This is a genomic window from Acinetobacter sp. 24-47-64 (genome assembly GCF_057737055.1).
On record NZ_CM173215.1, the window covers coordinates 2061347 to 2078637 of the forward strand.

At 37.7% G+C, this 17291-nt stretch carries 16 protein-coding genes; 2 read left to right on the forward strand and 14 right to left on the reverse strand.

Annotated features, from left to right (window positions below):
- Positions 1 to 32: 32 nt before the first annotated feature.
- The 10 genes from AC1M85_RS09870 to AC1M85_RS09915 form a co-directional block, all read right to left on the reverse strand.
- Positions 33 to 911: a DUF4747 family protein gene (locus AC1M85_RS09870; RefSeq protein WP_488212980.1), complete on the reverse strand. Its 879-nt coding sequence runs from the start codon at positions 909 to 911 to the stop codon at positions 33 to 35.
- A 75-nt stretch (positions 912 to 986) separates the two neighbouring features.
- Positions 987 to 1160, reverse strand: a complete 174-nt coding sequence (locus AC1M85_RS09875) for a hypothetical protein (RefSeq protein WP_167514210.1) — start codon at positions 1158 to 1160, stop codon at positions 987 to 989.
- A gap of 122 nt (positions 1161 to 1282) precedes the next feature.
- The gene (locus AC1M85_RS09880; RefSeq protein WP_488212981.1) at positions 1283 to 1843 is read right to left on the reverse strand and encodes a winged helix-turn-helix transcriptional regulator; all 561 of its coding nucleotides are present in this window, start codon (positions 1841 to 1843) and stop codon (positions 1283 to 1285) included.
- Positions 1844 to 1866: 23 nt separating this feature from the next.
- Positions 1867 to 3015 carry a hypothetical protein gene (locus AC1M85_RS09885; protein ID WP_488212982.1) on the reverse strand — a complete coding sequence of 383 codons (1149 nt, stop codon included), beginning with the start codon at positions 3013 to 3015 and terminating at the stop codon, positions 1867 to 1869.
- Positions 3016 to 3080: 65 nt separating this feature from the next.
- Positions 3081 to 6113: a type I restriction endonuclease subunit R gene (locus AC1M85_RS09890; protein WP_488212983.1), complete on the reverse strand. Its 3033-nt coding sequence runs from the start codon at positions 6111 to 6113 to the stop codon at positions 3081 to 3083.
- A 58-nt stretch (positions 6114 to 6171) separates the two neighbouring features.
- Positions 6172 to 7440: a restriction endonuclease subunit S gene (locus AC1M85_RS09895; RefSeq protein WP_488212984.1), complete on the reverse strand. Its 1269-nt coding sequence runs from the start codon at positions 7438 to 7440 to the stop codon at positions 6172 to 6174.
- A gap of 11 nt (positions 7441 to 7451) precedes the next feature.
- A complete protein-coding gene (locus tag AC1M85_RS09900) occupies positions 7452 to 9812 on the reverse strand; it encodes a type I restriction-modification system subunit M (RefSeq protein ID WP_488212985.1) in 2361 nt (786 codons plus the stop codon).
- A gap of 161 nt (positions 9813 to 9973) precedes the next feature.
- Positions 9974 to 10237 carry a hypothetical protein gene (locus AC1M85_RS09905; protein ID WP_104470628.1) on the reverse strand — a complete coding sequence of 88 codons (264 nt, stop codon included), beginning with the start codon at positions 10235 to 10237 and terminating at the stop codon, positions 9974 to 9976.
- Between the two features lie 12 nt (positions 10238 to 10249).
- A complete protein-coding gene (locus AC1M85_RS09910; protein WP_488212986.1) occupies positions 10250 to 11503 on the reverse strand; it encodes an HsdM family class I SAM-dependent methyltransferase in 1254 nt (417 codons plus the stop codon).
- 11 nt (positions 11504 to 11514) lie between these two features.
- Positions 11515 to 12096 carry a restriction endonuclease subunit S gene (locus AC1M85_RS09915; RefSeq protein ID WP_488212987.1) on the reverse strand — a complete coding sequence of 194 codons (582 nt, stop codon included), beginning with the start codon at positions 12094 to 12096 and terminating at the stop codon, positions 11515 to 11517.
- A 483-nt stretch (positions 12097 to 12579) separates the two neighbouring features.
- Between AC1M85_RS09915 and AC1M85_RS09920 the strand changes: the two genes are divergently transcribed.
- Both AC1M85_RS09920 and AC1M85_RS09925 read left to right on the forward strand, forming a co-directional pair.
- Positions 12580 to 12750 carry a YhfG family protein gene (locus AC1M85_RS09920; protein WP_488212988.1) on the forward strand — a complete coding sequence of 57 codons (171 nt, stop codon included), beginning with the start codon at positions 12580 to 12582 and terminating at the stop codon, positions 12748 to 12750.
- Between the two features lie 12 nt (positions 12751 to 12762).
- The gene (locus tag AC1M85_RS09925; RefSeq protein WP_488212989.1) at positions 12763 to 13359 is read left to right on the forward strand and encodes a putative adenosine monophosphate-protein transferase Fic; all 597 of its coding nucleotides are present in this window, start codon (positions 12763 to 12765) and stop codon (positions 13357 to 13359) included.
- 25 nt (positions 13360 to 13384) lie between these two features.
- On the opposite strand, the gene AC1M85_RS09930 is transcribed toward AC1M85_RS09925, so the two are convergent.
- The 4 genes from AC1M85_RS09930 to AC1M85_RS09945 all read right to left on the reverse strand — a co-directional run bounded on the left by AC1M85_RS09930 (position 13385) and on the right by AC1M85_RS09945 (position 17052).
- The gene (locus AC1M85_RS09930) at positions 13385 to 13615 is read right to left on the reverse strand and encodes a helix-turn-helix transcriptional regulator (protein WP_481610684.1); all 231 of its coding nucleotides are present in this window, start codon (positions 13613 to 13615) and stop codon (positions 13385 to 13387) included.
- Between the two features lie 79 nt (positions 13616 to 13694).
- Positions 13695 to 14579 carry a recombination directionality factor gene (locus tag AC1M85_RS09935; RefSeq protein ID WP_488212990.1) on the reverse strand — a complete coding sequence of 295 codons (885 nt, stop codon included), beginning with the start codon at positions 14577 to 14579 and terminating at the stop codon, positions 13695 to 13697.
- A gap of 190 nt (positions 14580 to 14769) precedes the next feature.
- Positions 14770 to 15828: a YqaJ viral recombinase family nuclease gene (locus tag AC1M85_RS09940; RefSeq protein WP_488212991.1), complete on the reverse strand. Its 1059-nt coding sequence runs from the start codon at positions 15826 to 15828 to the stop codon at positions 14770 to 14772.
- 189 nt (positions 15829 to 16017) lie between these two features.
- Positions 16018 to 17052, reverse strand: a complete 1035-nt coding sequence (locus tag AC1M85_RS09945; protein WP_488212992.1) for a DUF932 domain-containing protein — start codon at positions 17050 to 17052, stop codon at positions 16018 to 16020.
- Positions 17053 to 17291 lie beyond the last annotated feature (239 nt).

A 17291-nucleotide genomic window follows, 5' to 3' on the forward strand; every position in this document is an offset into this window, starting at 1 on the left:
CCCCACTCTATTCACTACTGCGAATTTGACCACTAATTAATGTTACTTACAATTTCCAATGCTTTAGCTTGAATCAAATAATGTTGATCTGTTTCATCTGGATCATACTGAACTCTAATAATTAAAGGGTTAGATTCAGCAGTACTTTTATCTTCTATTAACCCTTCTTGATTTTCGATCTTATATTCAATAATGCCATGCTCTGCAGCAAACTTTATGAGCTCTTTTACTTCATCGCTTAAGTTTAAAAAATCATTTTTACCTGCGATATATGTCTGAATATAAGACTCTGTATTCATATCAACCATATGAGAAATAACTTTGTGAGCTGAATCGGACTGCTCATCTATTTCTAACTTTTCTACACAAATATGAATTCGCTTTAAAGTTTTCGAATTGATGATTTTTTCTGCTGATATTACTTCAGGGACAGTACTCACTATGATTCGGCCAAATTTATCCTGCAATTTGTCCGTTATAATTAGCTTCTTTAAAAATTTTTCAAGCAATCCGATTTGGATCTCATTTTCTGGGTCTTTCACTTCACAAACCAATTTTTGATGTAAAGGAAAAAATATAAATTTAAAGAATCTTGGGTTTGCTTTTAAATTAGATGGAATATAGTTTTCCTCTACATTTTTATGACGATTTCTTTCATTTTTTTCTTCGTCATACCAATCACTTGTAATTCCATTACTTTTAAAAACTTCACCACTAAAACCATTAAGTAAGTTTTCTTCATTCAATGGTTTAATGAAACGAAATTTTAAATAGTTATTGCGTTCCAAAGGAATCTGTCTAGGGTTCTTTCGAAGCTCTTCAAAAAGCTCAACATAAGTTTCAACTGTTGTACCTTCCCGAAGTAACTTAATATCTACAACAGCATAGTTTACAGTACGATTACGCGCCATTATTACACTCTCTAATCTAAAAATTTAATAGGATACTCAATGGCTTCGAAAAGCCATTGAGCATTATTTACTTGTCTATTTTTCTTTGCGAACACCTTTAAAGGGAGTTTTATCCGATGTCTTAACATCCATAAAACGCCCAGTCCCAGTATCACGTTTAACCCAATGACCACTTGGGGTTTGAGTTTGAGAACGGTCTCGAACCATTCCATTGCGATGTCCATCACCTGATGGAGGATTTGTAGCCATAGCATCACCTTATTCTGCTTAAATAAATCTGATGAATCAGATATTAAAATTAAAGGACTTTGTTGTCCTTATTTCTATAATAACCTGATTATTCTGATTAAGTAAATATGTTTAAGCAGATTTTAACAAATACTTTTGTAAATAAATTCTATGCCACCAGATTCTGCCACTTCTTCAACTCTAAGGATGTATCCCTCATCAACTAATTTTTTTAGCTTAGTACTCGCATTAGGCACTGATAAACCAAGTTGGGTCGCCACTTTATTGGTAGTAATAGCTTTAGACTTCATAACTAAATCGAATACTTCTTTATTAGAACTAGAAAGTTGATTTCCTAACAAACGGATATCATCTCCCATTTTCACCAAAATTGGTTGTTCCACTTTTTCAGCTGCATAATCCCAGTTATCAAGCATGTCCACATTTTTAGGATCAAAATGAGATAGATAAATTCCTTTGTTTCCACGATACATTTTTGCCAAAAGTAAAACACTTTCTCTAGCAAAAGAGGAATCTGTAAATTCAATCCCTTCAAATGAAATTTCAAATACTCTTTGAGCTGGTGCTGAATCGATAATTGCTTTCAATTGAGGAAAAACTGCTCTACCTCTTTGATTACCAAAAGGCATAGGATTATTTGAGCAATAGTCTATTAGTTTCATAACGTGTGCATTCTCATTCATGTCGTTCTTTTAATCAGAAGAAGCTATTTTGTCAATACTATCGTTAAAATAAATTGTGTACCATACATTTTTGTAAGGCCACCTGTATGCGTCAAATCAATATATTTTAGATAGTTAGAGTGATATGGGAAATGATACTTACAATCATCAAGACGTATTGAAACATTGACATCAATATTCTGTAGTTTTAATAGATCTATTGTTTCTTTTTTAGATATTTTAGCTAATGCAGAATGTGCTTCATTTAGACCTAAACCGCGATTTTCAATACCTGTCTGTGTAATACCACCATTATTTAATACATATGCAATTAAACGCTTATTACTTTCAATGTCACTACCCTGAAATGGTAATGCAATATTCTTATAATGCTCGTAAGTTAAAGCTTTCCTCAATGTATTTATCAATCCAGACCCATTGTCTGCTATTACAAGCACAATCTTCTTTTGATTGGAATTAGGTATATTATAAATTTGCAAAGCAGAATACCCTGTCAAACTTGAGTACCCATGTTCTCTAACATTATCAATTAAACTACCTATAAACATTTGCAATTTTGGTAGAAGAACTTGTGTTTCATATTCATTGAAAGAGTTCTTTAGAACTTTAGATATTCTCAAAACTTCTTCATTGTCCATGTCTTCAGAACATATTGGGAATACCTCAATTAAATTTTCAGAGTTATTTTTATACTTTTCGGCTAGTTTCGTATTTGGTCTTTCTGGTAACACTTGGGCTGAACTATGCAAATACTTAAAAAAATTTAGGCGATTTAAATACCCAAAAGTATTCATACAATTACGAAAATCAAGAAAAATTAATTTTCCTTTTTGGCATAATTGATTGGTTAAGCAAAGTAATCTGATAATCGCATCCAATAATAAACGTTCATTAAAGACAATGCGTATTGTATTATCTAACTCAAATAAATTAGGATAAATTTTTAAACTAGCTTCGAAAGTATCAGCATTAACCCATTTTTCGGGAAATTCGATAACCAATTCTTTATTCTGAAAATTACTCCACCTGAAATTTTCATCTTGATGAAATTCACTTCTATTCTTATCTAGAAAAGAGTTAACTTTTCGTCTTTCCACACCAAGTTTTTTTGCTATTTCTCGCCCTGTTAAATTTGGAAAATTCGCTAAAATATCAAAAATCAAATCCCGCATTTCACCCTCATTATATTAATATTTCATACTGATCAAGCCCATAATAGGGGCTTGATCCTGCGAAATTAAACTTCTTCCATCTCAATCAAGTTTTCCAAGGTCTGACTAAACGTATCTTGGAATGCTGAGTCCTTACGGTAGAGATTGTACAAATCCACCATGTTTTTACGCTGTACCACCATAATTTCATCGAGCATCTTTTTAAATACGAGTGCTCTGTTTTGTGGATCTTGCGTCTGCTTATACTTTTTCATAAAGTTTTGATGCTGCTGAATACGCTTCACCAAATCAATGATAATCACCCGTTGATCTTGTGGTGTCGCACTCCAATCCTGAAACCACTTTTCATTAAACTTAGAAATAATATCATCTAAGGTTTCATCATCATTTTCTTCGCTTGGATTACGAGGATTTGAATTTTGTGGATCTAAAACCGTTTCCTCTGCATCAAGTGTAATGGTTTTGTTGATATGCTCACGCTTTAAAGCATAAGTGCTTAAATCGACTGATTCCAACAAATCATCAATACCATTCAATCGTCCATCTTGAACATTCAGTTTTGGAATAAGAAATTTTAAGAACCAATAAAGCTGTTCCCATTCCTTGTTATTAAACTGCATAATTGAAGACACTTGAGCATAAATTTTAACGAATTGTTTTGCCTTGACTTTAAAATCAACTCGTTGTTCATGTTCCCATGAGCCTTTTCTCTCTTCATCGAAGCGTGCTGCCACTGTATCAATAATTGGGCTTAAATCGCTGCCCGACGCATTACTAAAGAACAGTTCATTAAACTTCACCACTTCATGTAATTCATAAATGCCTGTGTCATCTAATGCAGTTTTGATGTCATTCAACACATTGACATCAGTCGCATTGGACAATGAAGTCGAGGTGTAAAAATCATCAAAGGCTTTTTTAATATCATCAACATCATTGTAGAAATCTAAGATAAACAAGTCTTCTGTACGTTTGTTGTATTTAGGCGCAGCACGGTTTAAACGTGACAATGCCTGCACACATAGTACGCCTGTTAGTTTTTTATCAACATACATCGTGGTCAGTTTCGGCTGATCGAAACCTGTCAAATATTTGTTTGCCACCACCAAAATTCGGTTTTCATCTAAATCAAACTTTTCTTTGGTTTTAGCGTCATTAAAGCCATTCAGTGATTCTTCAGTATAAGTTATACCATCAACTTCTTTCTCACCCGAGAATGCAATCATGATGTTAAATGGGTTATTTTTTTGCTTTAGCAATTTTTTAAGTGACAAGTAATAGCGGATCGCTGCTTCAATGCTTTGTGTCACCACCATGCCCTTTGCCACACCTTTGAGTTTTTTCTTATTGACCACATTGTCAATAAAGTGCTCAAGCATAATGCTGGCTTTGGCATCAATGGATTGTTGTGACGCTTCCACGTAGGCTTTTAAGATACGCTGTGCTTTTTTCGACTCAAACATTGGATTGTCTTCAATCGATTTTTGAATCTCATAAAAGCTCTTGTAGGTCGTATAGTTTGCCAATACATCTAAAATAAAGCCTTCTTCAATCGCTTGCTTCATGCCGTATAGATGGAATGGTACATATTTGCCTGTTGCATCTTGCTGACCAAACTTTTCTAAAGTGGTATTTTTAGGCGTTGCAGTAAAGGCAAAGTACGATACATTTTCACGCTTTTTACGTGTGGTCATCATTGCCACAAGCATGTCCTGAACATCATCAGCATTTTTTAACGCTTCGTTGCCCATAGCTCTGTTCATGCTGTTATGCGCTTCGCCTGACTGTGAGCTGTGTGCTTCATCAATAATGATGGCAAAGTTTTTATCACTTAAATCAGTCACGCTATCCCAAATGATGCGGAACTTTTGAATGGTGGTGATAATAATCTTTTTACCTGTTTCTAAAGCACTTTTTAGCTCTGCACTACTCAGCGCAGGTGCAATAATGTTTTTGATTTCCGAGAAATCTTTAATATTGTCCCGCAGTTGTTTATCCAAAATTTTACGGTCTGTCACCACAATTACCGAGTCAAACAACGGTTGATGTAATGCTCGTTTTCCTGCTGCGAGTGCATTATCTGGATAGGCTTCAATAAGCTGAAAAGCTGCCCACGTAATTGAGTTTGATTTACCAGAGCCTGCGGAGTGCTGAATCAAATACGGCTTGCCTACGCCATGCTGTGACACATCACGAATAATTTTACGCACCACATCAAGCTGATGATAACGTGGGAAAAACAAGGTGCGTTTGCTGAGTTGATCTGAATCTTTACCGTCTAAACGGACAAAGTGCTGAACAATATTGACCAAGCTTTCTTTAACAAAAATTTCTTCCCACAAGTATGCTGTTTTATAGCCATTCGGATTAACAGGATTACCCTGTCCACCTGAAGCTGTACCTTTGTTAAATGGCAAGAAATACGTCTTTTTGCCTTCTAGCTTGGTGGTCATATAGACTTCATCGGTATCCACAGCAAAATGCACCAAGCAACGTGCAGGCGTCAGTAATGGCTGTGTTGCGTCACGATCTTCACGATATTGTTTTTGACCGTGATAACGTGCTGTTTGATTGGTCCATGCGTTTTTAAGTTCCATCGTCACCAATGGCAAGCCATTGAGGAAGATGACCATATCAATTTCTTCACGACGGTTTTTCAGTGAATACTGCACTTGCCGTGTCACGCTAAAGATATTAGACGCAAAATTTTGTTTGACTGATTGGCTACTGCTTGCCAATGGGCATGGGTACATAAAGTGAAAATGTTGCTCATCAAGTGCCATGCCTTTTTTCAGCATATAGGCAATGCCATGTTTTTTAATGAGCTTGTCAAAACGTCCTAAAATTTTTTGTTTCCAGTCGTTTTTGTTATAGGCTTTGTAAGCATCTAAGCTGTCTTTTTGGGTGCTTTCTAAAAATTGAAAAAACAGTTTTTCATCAATGGCATAGTCTGCATTAAAGTCGGACACTTGCCCAATGACATAACCCAAACCCGAATGGGCTTGAGCGATGCCTTGAGCAAGGTCTTCTTTACAGATACCGACCAATGCACGTTCTATATTTTTTTCTAAAGCCAGTTCGTTTAAATTTTTGTTCACAAGTATTCCTCTACGCTCTGCATTGGCGGTTTATATTTTTTTAAAGCTGTATAACGAATTAAGCCACTTTAATTTTTCCTGTAACAGCATCATTAATCAGCGTGGTTTTATATTCTTTAAGCTTTTCAATTTGCATTAGATAAACATGTTCAATGCTTGCAAATTTTTCCTGCTCCTCTTCAACGAATTTTACTATCTCTAATTGTTCATGTAGTGGAGGGACTACTGACAACATATCGTAAAAGTCATTGTTATATAAAGGCATCATACCCTCCACAATCCCATAAACGATCGTTCTGAAAATATCGATATAAACAGGCGTATGGTACAGAAGCTCAAAATATTTCGAATTAATGCCTTTTAGTGGTTCGAAAACAGTGTAATTTCCTGTTATCAAACCTCTTGATGGAGCTCGCCAAAAAACACCTAAATGAGCCTTATATTTGTTAAGTACAAGATCATCTGCTAAACATATTTGAAAGCCACCAAATGATTCTGCTTGAGTTGAGTTCTCTTTCATCTCATCTGTTGGAATTACTCCCCACTTTTGAGTAACAGAGAATTTAATTTCCGAACCATCTCGTTTAAAACGTTTAACTGCTCTGAAAGCATATCTTGATGGCTTACACTCCCAATGCTCAGGAATTTTCCCAATCCATTCCACACCCGAATCTTTCATCGCCACATTTGGATTTAAACCTTGCGTCACTGCTTTTTGAATCACAATTTGCTTACGTTCATTGAGTAATGCAATTTGCTGTTCTTTAATGGCAATCGCTTGGTCAATTTCAGAGGTTTTTTGATCTAAAAAATTAGATATATCTATTTGCTCTGATAAAGGCACATCCAAAATACATGCGTTTTTTATCAAATCCTGATTTAAGATTTTTGCACCATAAATATTATTTGCTGCATTTTTTTCTAAGAAAATTGGCAACGCATAATATAGCCAATTACTAGATTGGCTATTATTCGTAATAAATGTTGCAATAGCTTCATTTGTATATAAATCTCGATCAGCAAATGCAACTTGACCAATGGATAATTTAAAACTGTAAAGGAGACTCCCCTTAGGTGTTAAGGGAATATTTGCTAATCGAACCCCCCTTTTTGAAATTGAGTGGAATTTATTAGTATATCTACCTGATAGGTCAGCAATAGTTACCCATGGCAAATCACCATCATACGATTTAGAATCACTCGTGCTTGGTGTCCCACCCACTTGAAATTTTACTAATCTTTTAAGAGAAGTCAGTTGCCAATGTTTAGGCATATCCCCCAACCATTCCACACCCGAATCTTTATAAGCATCATATTTATTAAACATTTTGCTTCTCCTTAAAGACCCAAAATCTGTGCAATTAAACCATCCGCTTGTTTCTCAAGACTTAAAATATCCTGAGCCACAGCTTCAAGTGAACGCAACGGCTTATGTTGGTAGAAATACTTGTTAAAACTGATTTCATAACCAATTTTCACCGAATCCAAATTAATCCATGCTTCATCCACATGCGGTTTTACTTCATCTAAGAAATATTGGTGAATACGCTGATTTAACGGCACAGACTCACTGTCACGAATATCGGCATTAGTTTCATAGGTGATGTACTCACCTTTTTTGCCTGTTGCAAAATAACCAAAGTCGGCTAGATCAGACTCTTCGCAACCTAACTTTTCAAGTAACTGCGCTAGCTTTTGCTCATTTAATTTTTCGAATTTTTTCAGCACTTTCTCAGCCGTTTCGTCATACCAACTTACGGCATTTAAAATAGCGTTCTTCTCAGAGGCAGATAGCTTTAAACCAAGGGCTTTAATTGCTTTATCCACATTGTCTTTAAACACATTAAAGTCACTTGATTCCGCCTCACCCACTTGCGCCATAATCGCTTGAGCAGATTCAAATAATGTCTTGAGCGATGTCCAATGCTTAATATCGAACAGCTTCGCTTTCGCTTTGGTATTTAAGCTAATCTCTTGCTTCTCACACCAATCTAAAACGTCTTTTTCAACTTCTTTGAGCTTGCCTGCTTGGTAAATCGCATCACCATATTCAGCAAACATATACTCCATTGGCTCAAGCAATGACTTATCAAAACGTAATGGCTGTAAACGTGCCAAACTAAACTGCGCTTTACGGCGGTCAGGACGTTCGATATTGACTTTGTAATAGCCAAAATCACTGTTATTAAACACTTTCGAAGCTAAGCCAATTGGGTCATTGTTAGCATCTAAACCACGCTCAACATCTTGCCCATTCAGGTACACATTTAAAATTTCTTCAAGATGCTCAGGTGCAAACTCACAGTTCTTTTGTCCTAAGTTTTTACGCAACTTACGGTAAAGTAAACTTGCATCAATCAGTTGCACTTTGCCTTTACGTGATTCAGGCTTGCTATTAGATAACAACCAAATATACGTGGTAATACCTGTGTTATAGAACAAGTTGTTTGGCAATTGAATGATAGCATTGAGTAAATCATTTTCGATGATATAACGACGAATGTTGGATTCACCGCCACCTGCATCACCTGTAAATAAACTCGAACCATTATGGACAGAGGCAATACGGCTACCGATTGGGCTGACATCGGTCGATTTCATCTTACTGACCATTTCCATGAGGAACAGAAGCTGACCATCGCTTGAACGTGGCGTTGCATCTTCTTCTTTTAGCTCACCCCAATAGTTTTTAAGCTCGACTTTAAAACGTGGGTCGATGACTTTTTTATCTTCTACAATGTATTTTTGATCTGATGCCCAGCTTTTACCATAAGGAGGATTGGACAACATAAAATCAAAACGTGTTGAAGCAAATTCATCACTTGCCAATGTTGAACCCACACGAATGTTTTCAGGGTTGTTGCCCTTAATCATCATGTCAGATTTACAGATGGCATAGGTTTCGTCGTTAATCTCTTTACCGTAGAGGAAGATGTCACGATCTTCATTGCTATAACGCTCTTCAATAAAGTTTTGCGCTTCAGTGAGCATACCACCACTACCACATGCTGGGTCATACACAGACAAGGCATACGGAATACGGTCTTTGATTGGGTCAAAGACTAAGTGTGTCATCAGATCAATCACTTCACGTGGAGTAAAGTGCTCACCTGCCTCTTCATTATTTTCTTCGTTAAATTTACGGATCAGTTCTTCAAAGACATACCCCATACCAAGGTTAGACAAGCCACCGAGCTTATAGCCGTTCGGATCTTGTATTTCAAATGGGCTCAGGTTGATGTAAGGTGATACAAATTTTTCTAATACGTCTAGCAATACATCTTTATTTGCCATGTGGCGGATTTGAGCAAATAAATTAAAGCAGTCGATAATCTCTTTAACGTTATCGCTAAAGCCACGTAAGTAGTCTTCAAAATTTGCCAATAGAATTTGCTGATTATTGGTCGCTGTTTCAAATAGGCTTTTAAGCGTCCATTGTGAGGTGTTATAAAACACATAGCCTGAAATATGACGTAGTGGTAAATCATCTAATTCAACAAAGTCAGGCTCAGACTGTTGATCTTGGACTTCAGCTAAAATTTCAGCTTTGGTTGGTTCCAATAAGGTATCTAAACGACGTAATACCACCATTGGTAAAATGATGTCACGGTACTTACCACGTACATATACGTCACGTAGGCAGTCGTCTGCAATTGACCAGATAAAAGAAACCAATTTATTATGTACTGAGTGATCCATGTATTAACCTAAAAATATATATTTTGTAATAACCTGCATTTAACTAGCCCTATTCTACATTTGAATAATCGCTAGCAAATGCCTATCTTTATGCTTAGCGACATTTATTGTCGCTAAGCAATAATTCGAATGTCTTGTGTTCGAGACTTTTGAACTGCACCTTAATACGCCATCTTTCGGCTATCAAAATCATAGGTCGTCAGCAAAGCCTCTCCATCTGCGACCACAACCACCCCACCTTTATCTCTGAGTCGCTTGGCAACTTTCAATTGTGCTTCAAGTTCATGAATTGTCTCATTCAATAACTTACGATTCAGGAACCATCGATCACCTTGGATGACACCATGATCTAAAGTAAAGTTGATCATGTCTTTGGTAATGCCACGCTGTTGTGCTCGTTTTTGAACATGCTTGGTATCGTACATGATATCCCTCCTTTAAATTTGGCCTAGCAACTGAGTGAGCTTTACTTGAGTGATTGAATATTCATTTTGCAAAGCACTCAATGCTTTCAATTCCTCACCCAAATCCAGTTCTGCTAGCTTTAATTCATGCTCAAAATACTCAGAACAGTGCAAGCTATACTTCTTTGATCGAACCTCTTGAATCGAGACATCTTTCACCAAATTCGATTCGGTATCATGTCCATTAATTAAATTGACAATTTGTTGAGTTTCTTCATCAGTGAGTACAAGCTTGCCTCGTTTTCTCGTACCAAAATTCCGACCATCAACCAAGCGAATGTCATGGGAGACTTTCGCCTTATTCAGAACTAATAAGCTCATTTCTACCGCTGAATTTAAAAGCGTACCAGCAGGTAAAAGCGTTACCGATTCAACCAAGTTTTTTTCAACTATCTTCTCACGTAGTTCAGCATCATATCCCCCTCGGAATAACCAACCTGGGATAATAAGTAAATATGCTTTACCTTGATCATTGAGCTGATGAAGTGCCTGCTGAATCCATAGACTTTCAGATGCGCTTGAGGGAATTTTTGCCTGAATAAATTGGTCTTTTAGATATTCATTACCTGACACCAATTGCGATTGTACTCGTACGCCAATAGGTGGATTACTTACAACAAGATCAACACCATGTGAGGCTTCATTATCAACCAATGAATCAGACCGTTTAATATCCACCTCTATACCAGCCAAATCAGCTAAGATAGAAGCGATACCAATAGTTGTAGCATTAATATCTCGTAAAATCGTTTTCTCAGCCTGTAATGCTATTGGTGTAATCGCAAGTCCACAAGCTCCGTCGTATAAGATTTTACCTTTGCATGAACCAATCAACTTCTCAAATATATTGGTAATCACCTCAGAATCTGTATCTACACTTCCAAATTTCAAAGAAAGATTTAGCTCTTTCAACATTGTTAAAACTTGAATCTCATAGTCTGAATTAGAACGCCAAAGCTCTAAAAAAAACTGAATAATTTCTTGTAATTGCGTACTACTAACGGTAAATAAATTTGAATTAAACCACTGTAATTTTTCATCTGATGCTGTCTTTAATTTCAGTTGTTCAACAGTGTCTTGCTTATTTAAACGTAATAAATCACTGATACCATCTATATCATTTTTTACCATGAAAGCGATGACTGAAAACAGCTGCACTGATTCTTGTACAGGCATTTCACCACGTAGTAAATCTACATATTTAAAAATATCTTTTGAAATATTCATTCTCTAACCTCCTAAGCAATCAGCTTCTGGATTGTTGCTTCCATCACGTTTAAGTGCGCTTTTTTCATCTCTTCCAATAACAGCAATGCCTGATGATGTTGGTAAAATGCTTGCGCAATAATTTCTTGCTTAGAAAGGTCAGGTAAATTGATTTCAATATCCTTTAAGCCACTGACAGGGATATTCATAATTACAGTGCCTTTATTTAGGCTAGTGAGTACTGCTTTACCATATTCACTATTCAAGAACACAGTTAAAAATTCAGGTAAAACAGTTGTCGAGTTCACTTTGATTACTAAACAGGTTGCAGGAGCCAACAAATTTAATTGTTCCTGTTCAGGTGTCACAATTGCAGCACGTAAATTTGTTCCTTTTGATAAGAAGACAATATCACCTGCTTTTAGCTTCTTTTTTTTGATAAGGTCTTGATCAACAAATACGGCTTTTGTTGTATCAGTATTTACATTAAGAAAACCGTTGTCATTTAGGCTCTGCCCTGTCAGCAAAGATGCCTCCACAAGATTTTCAGCTTCGGCATCATTAAACTTATTGATACCAACGATAATACTCGAACATAATTCATTTAGTTTCATAGCTACCTCAAAATTGTTTTTATTAAAACCATTTTCAATCCATGAGCAGATAGTAGCCACACCAGATCAAACTGTCAAATGTTTTTAGTAAAACTATTTTTATTTTTTTATAAAAACTTATCTAGGTAAGAAACTAAATATTAACTTAAACTACTGTAGTTTTACCCCATACCAACTCAATATCCTGTTTTAATTCATTTTTTTAAAAAGATTACAACTATTTTTAATAACTTGTGCATAAGCCCACTACTCTGCTTTATGTGATCACTCCTTATCCATCAAAAACCATACTCTAAAAATAAGAGCTTAAAAGCACCTCTTACCCTCAACTATTTATACATTTACATAGCTTTAGGTATCTAAGTCACAATATTTAATGCCAATTCCACAATCACGATGCCTGCACCATCAAAGTTAGAATCTGCTTTGATTGGTTATTCTCTGCTATACTCATTTAAGTGATTAAATTGATGGAGCCTCACAATGCTGAAGACCACTGAACAAAAAAAAATATATATTCAGAAGACACGTCTGAAAAATTATCAAGCTAGCCTCAAGCTCGAAGGAATGATGGCATCTACTAGCAACCAAACCCAGTTAAGCAAAGCACAGATTTTGCAAAAATATAAACAATATGCACAATCTGAAAGCTAATTAAGTGCGTCTATGGATAAATACGGCGAATTGGGGGATAGCTTATATTGCTACTCTGGCACAAGCATTTTAAAAAATAAGCTAAACATTTGTGACGATCAAATACTAGAGCAAGCGGAACTTGAGCTGACGACCTTATCGAGTAGCTTAATTGAATATTCAGAACCACCCTATGACTTAGCCTACTTGCAACATATCCATAAACAGCTTTTCAGTGACGTATACGAATGGGCGGGACAACTTCGGCAAATTGACATTTCTAAAGGTGATACTCGCTTTTGTACATTTTCACGTATTGAAATCGAAACCAATAAATTACTTAACCCGCTCCAAGAGCAACATTACTTTCAAGATCTGGAATTCCAAAAACTCATACCGAAATTTGCTGATTTATACTGTGAACTCAATGTCATTCACCCATTTCGTGAAGGTAATGGACGTACCCAACGTATTTTCTTTGAACATCTGATTGCCCACTGTGGCTATGGTATCGATTGGTCACAAATCAGCTTAAAAGATCAATGGATAGAAGCAAATATTGAGGGTTTCTATGGTAATTTACAGCCTCTCATTCAAATATTTGAATCTTGTATTACCTTACCAGAATAAAAAATAAGGGAGCTTTTGCCCCCTACTATTCACGGCTCGCCAACTTATTTTCAATCCATTGATGGATCTCATAAGCTGACCAACCGATACGGTTTTGAGTAATTTTGACTTTCTTTGGAAAGGTCGGATCGTAGTAGGGTGAATTCTCATCCATCATTTCATAGATGGTTGAGCGTCCAACTCCAACTAACTCTATGACCTGCTTGATGCTAATCAGCTGATTCATTTGGAATGTTTGTCCTACAAATGTACTCATGGTGTTTACTCCGATCTCATGATGTCGAGCAACTCGCTCATGAGATACGGCAATCCCGTAAGGTTTTACCCTGTCCGATTCAATTCAAGGCAGTCACTGAGCCTTTTAGACCCTGTTGAATATTAAAAGACTCATTTTGAACAACTGACTGCTGTTGCTCCTCTGTCTGATAAAACTCCTCTACTACATCCAATCCTTCCTCTATATCCATTTCAAACTTCGCATTAGCAAAGCCCTGTCGTGCCATCTGATCGAGTGCCTCTTGATTAAACCCCGACTGTTTAGTTTGCTGATCAATCTCACGTGCTGTGTGAATCGCAGACTGTAAGTCCATTCCCTCCCTTAAAGTTAGATCTACGTAATACACAGGCTGACGATAACTTTGCGTTGTACTCTTACCTCGTAACGTCATTTGCAGTGGCAAGCATGAAAGCAAGCCATTCGATGCTGCATGGTAATAGCTCAAACGAGCTGCTAATGTGCGTATGCTGTTAAAGCCTGTGGTTCTAAAAATGAATGTACCAAATTCATCTGACTCATCTAAGTTCACATGCAAACGACCATAGGGCTTGCAGTGGCCACCTTGAGCCAATGGACATAAATCAGGAGATGGACATGGATGCTGTTCCACACCTTGATTGGTCAACCTCTGACAAGTCTGCCCATCACCCACACAAACAGGTCGTCCAGTCTGACGGTCAAACAAGGTGTACTCAGCACGTAAGTTCAGATCAGGATCATTAAAGATCATGCGGACTGGGATAGAGCGAAGCTTTTGATTTGGTGCATTGGCTCGTAGCTGTTCATCTAATGGGTGCTTAACCCATCCTTCTTTATTTTGGATCTGTGAAGTAATGGTAAATTGGTCATCTTTCTCAGGTAGTCGTTTGCCATTCTTTTCCACGACTCTCCCAATACTGATACGCCCAAGTGTAGGCGGTGTAATTGCTAGACCTTTAATCATTTTAATACTCCAATTAAATCTTTAAGGCGTTGGGTTCTTATATGTAAGTTTCAACGACTGCTAGAAAGTAGACATAATTACTAAAAAGCGAGTGTTGACTGCAAAAATCGCGACCGATTTGCTCTCTACACATGTTGTAGAGAGCGGGGAGCGATTTTTGTGCATTTTTAATGAGATGAATAAGGTGGGCTTAATCGATATAGATATTGAGTCGACGACTGCCCTGTCTTTTAAGTGGATATTGCTCAATGAGATCAGGCTGATGTTTGAGCAATGCTTTGGTATCTAAACTGACACTGTCATTGGCTTTCTTCCAAACCACCGAACCACGACTAAACGTGGCACGCTCCGCTTCCTTCATCATCATTTGGATTTGATGTTTAAGCGCATCGAAGCATTCTTGTTTATGCTGAATCTCTTCTTTCAATTTGATCAGCTTATCGAACATGAGATTAGCTGTTTCATTCTGTGATAGATCTTCAACGGTCAGCGGCACATGGATTGGATACAACTGCTGAATGGCTTTGGCGGCCGATTCACTTGCATCTACTGAAGGGGGTGTATCCTTTTCCACACATTCCCAGAAGTAACGTTCTGCATTAATAATGTGTTCAATTACAGATTCAGAACGAGTCACTTTAAAGATTTTAGTTTCATGCCCACAAAGCAATACACACACATGGGCTGCCTGTTTTCCTGTCACTGCCAATTGGTGCTGTACCTGACAAAGCACATAGAGTGGTACACCATCACGCCACAGTTTCGTCCCATGCTCCCCTGCTGTTTTGCATTCAAGAATTTGGACTTCATCACTCCCTACAACAGCGTAGTCCAAGTTTGCCAACATAAAATGCTTATCAGGATCAGGGTGCTGTAATACAGCATTGACTCGACGTACCTTATTGTTGGTATGCATGCTGTAATACTCAGCGACCAAAGGTTCAAGCTGTTTGCCCCAATACAGTGGTGCAACACCTGAGCTTTCATCTTCGATGGACTGAGTTTGACGACCTGTTTTGATCAGCCAGAGCTCTAGCATCGACATGTAGGGATTTAAACCACATGCTGTTGCCGCGTCACTACTCCCAATACCTTGTTTACGAACTTCAAGCCAATCTTGATACGCCATATCCTTGGTGCTGACTAAGCGTTTAGCAGAGTTAGCTCGCTTGGTTGTGGTTAATGGATTTAATGCTGTTTGCACACCTGCCTGTACAGGCTGATTTGAAATCGGTGCGATTTGATTCATAGTTCTATCCTTATAAATTTCAGTTTTTTGTAAAAAAGAAGCGTGTAAATAAGCCATACCCGACACGAGGTCGGGTATGGCGATATGTATGCTGATTCAGATTGTTGATTGTGAGTTGAAAGTAGGGAGAGTTACGTGTGTGCTGTACTCAGCGATTGTTTAGACTTGCGGGGTTACGATTACATGAGCTTAGGCTATCAAAGATAAAGCCTGTTCGAGTCCACGTTGTTTAAGACCTGCGCCTGCACCAAACCATGCTGAATCGAGACGATGATCCGTACTCATGGCACGACGTTCATGATCAACAAATTCCGTGATCGAACAGAGTAAGCCATAAGCCGTACCTTTAGCAGATGAAAGTTCTGCTCCTCGTCCCTGACCATTAAACATGTCGAGTGCTTTAGTCATGGCTCTTCCATTGGGTTCAGTTTTGTTTTGCTGTGGTGGGTTGCTTGCTACCTGACGATAGAACTGAATGATGTTCTCTTCAGGATCGTTTATTGACATGGTGCTATTGTTGAACACAGCATCAAAGTAAGCTTTGGCTTCCTGTTGACTGACTTTACGTTGCGAGAGCTGTTTCATTTCATACATGTGCTCATCCCATGCACGCACTGAAATACCCAATTGCTGCTTCACCTTCTCTGCATCGAACTTGGTGCTGTGCGGCACTTTGACTACACCTGAACTTGCAGTTGCACCTTTCAGGGCTATCGCAAGCGTGTTGTTACACACGACTCGAATACTGGTGAATTGTGCTGTAGTTGCTAGCGTACCATCACATGCAGAGGCAAGGAGCACATAGCCATTACTAACATCCTTTCCTTTCAACGCTGTGCTTTGACCTGTACGTGCTAAAGCCCAGAACTTCTTACCACCTTTCAGCACGCCTGCTGTTTCTAACTCAAAGCCAGATTGTTCAGTCAGATCACGGTAGAACTCTAGAATTTCTTTAGGTTGTACTTCCTGATAACGCTGACTGACCACAGATAACGGTGCATGAGTATCTGAGCGATACAGCACACGTTGTTCTTCAAAGGGCATGATGATGTTTTGACCACGTTCATTCTGAGCCATGTAACTGACATTGGATGATTCGATGCGCCAATCCATGCCTGCTTGTTGTGCCCAAACCTCGAGTGGCTGATTTGGACTGAGTTGATTACCTAAGCCATGCCAAGGGGTTTCGCCCACATAGGCCATTTGTTCTAATTGATGTGCCATGATTTTAACCTCTATATTTGTGCAATCTTCAGCTGCATAAAAAAAGGCCTGCTGGGGAAGCAGACCAAACTTGGACATGTAGATATTCAATCACTGTGAAATCTACAAAAGATTCATTTAGATGTTATATATCTCTATTTTTTTATAATTGATGGATACATTTGTTTAAAATTCAGCTTAAAGTTTAGCTCGGTCAAATTGACCTAAACCCTTTCAACGATTATGATTCTAGCGCTGGC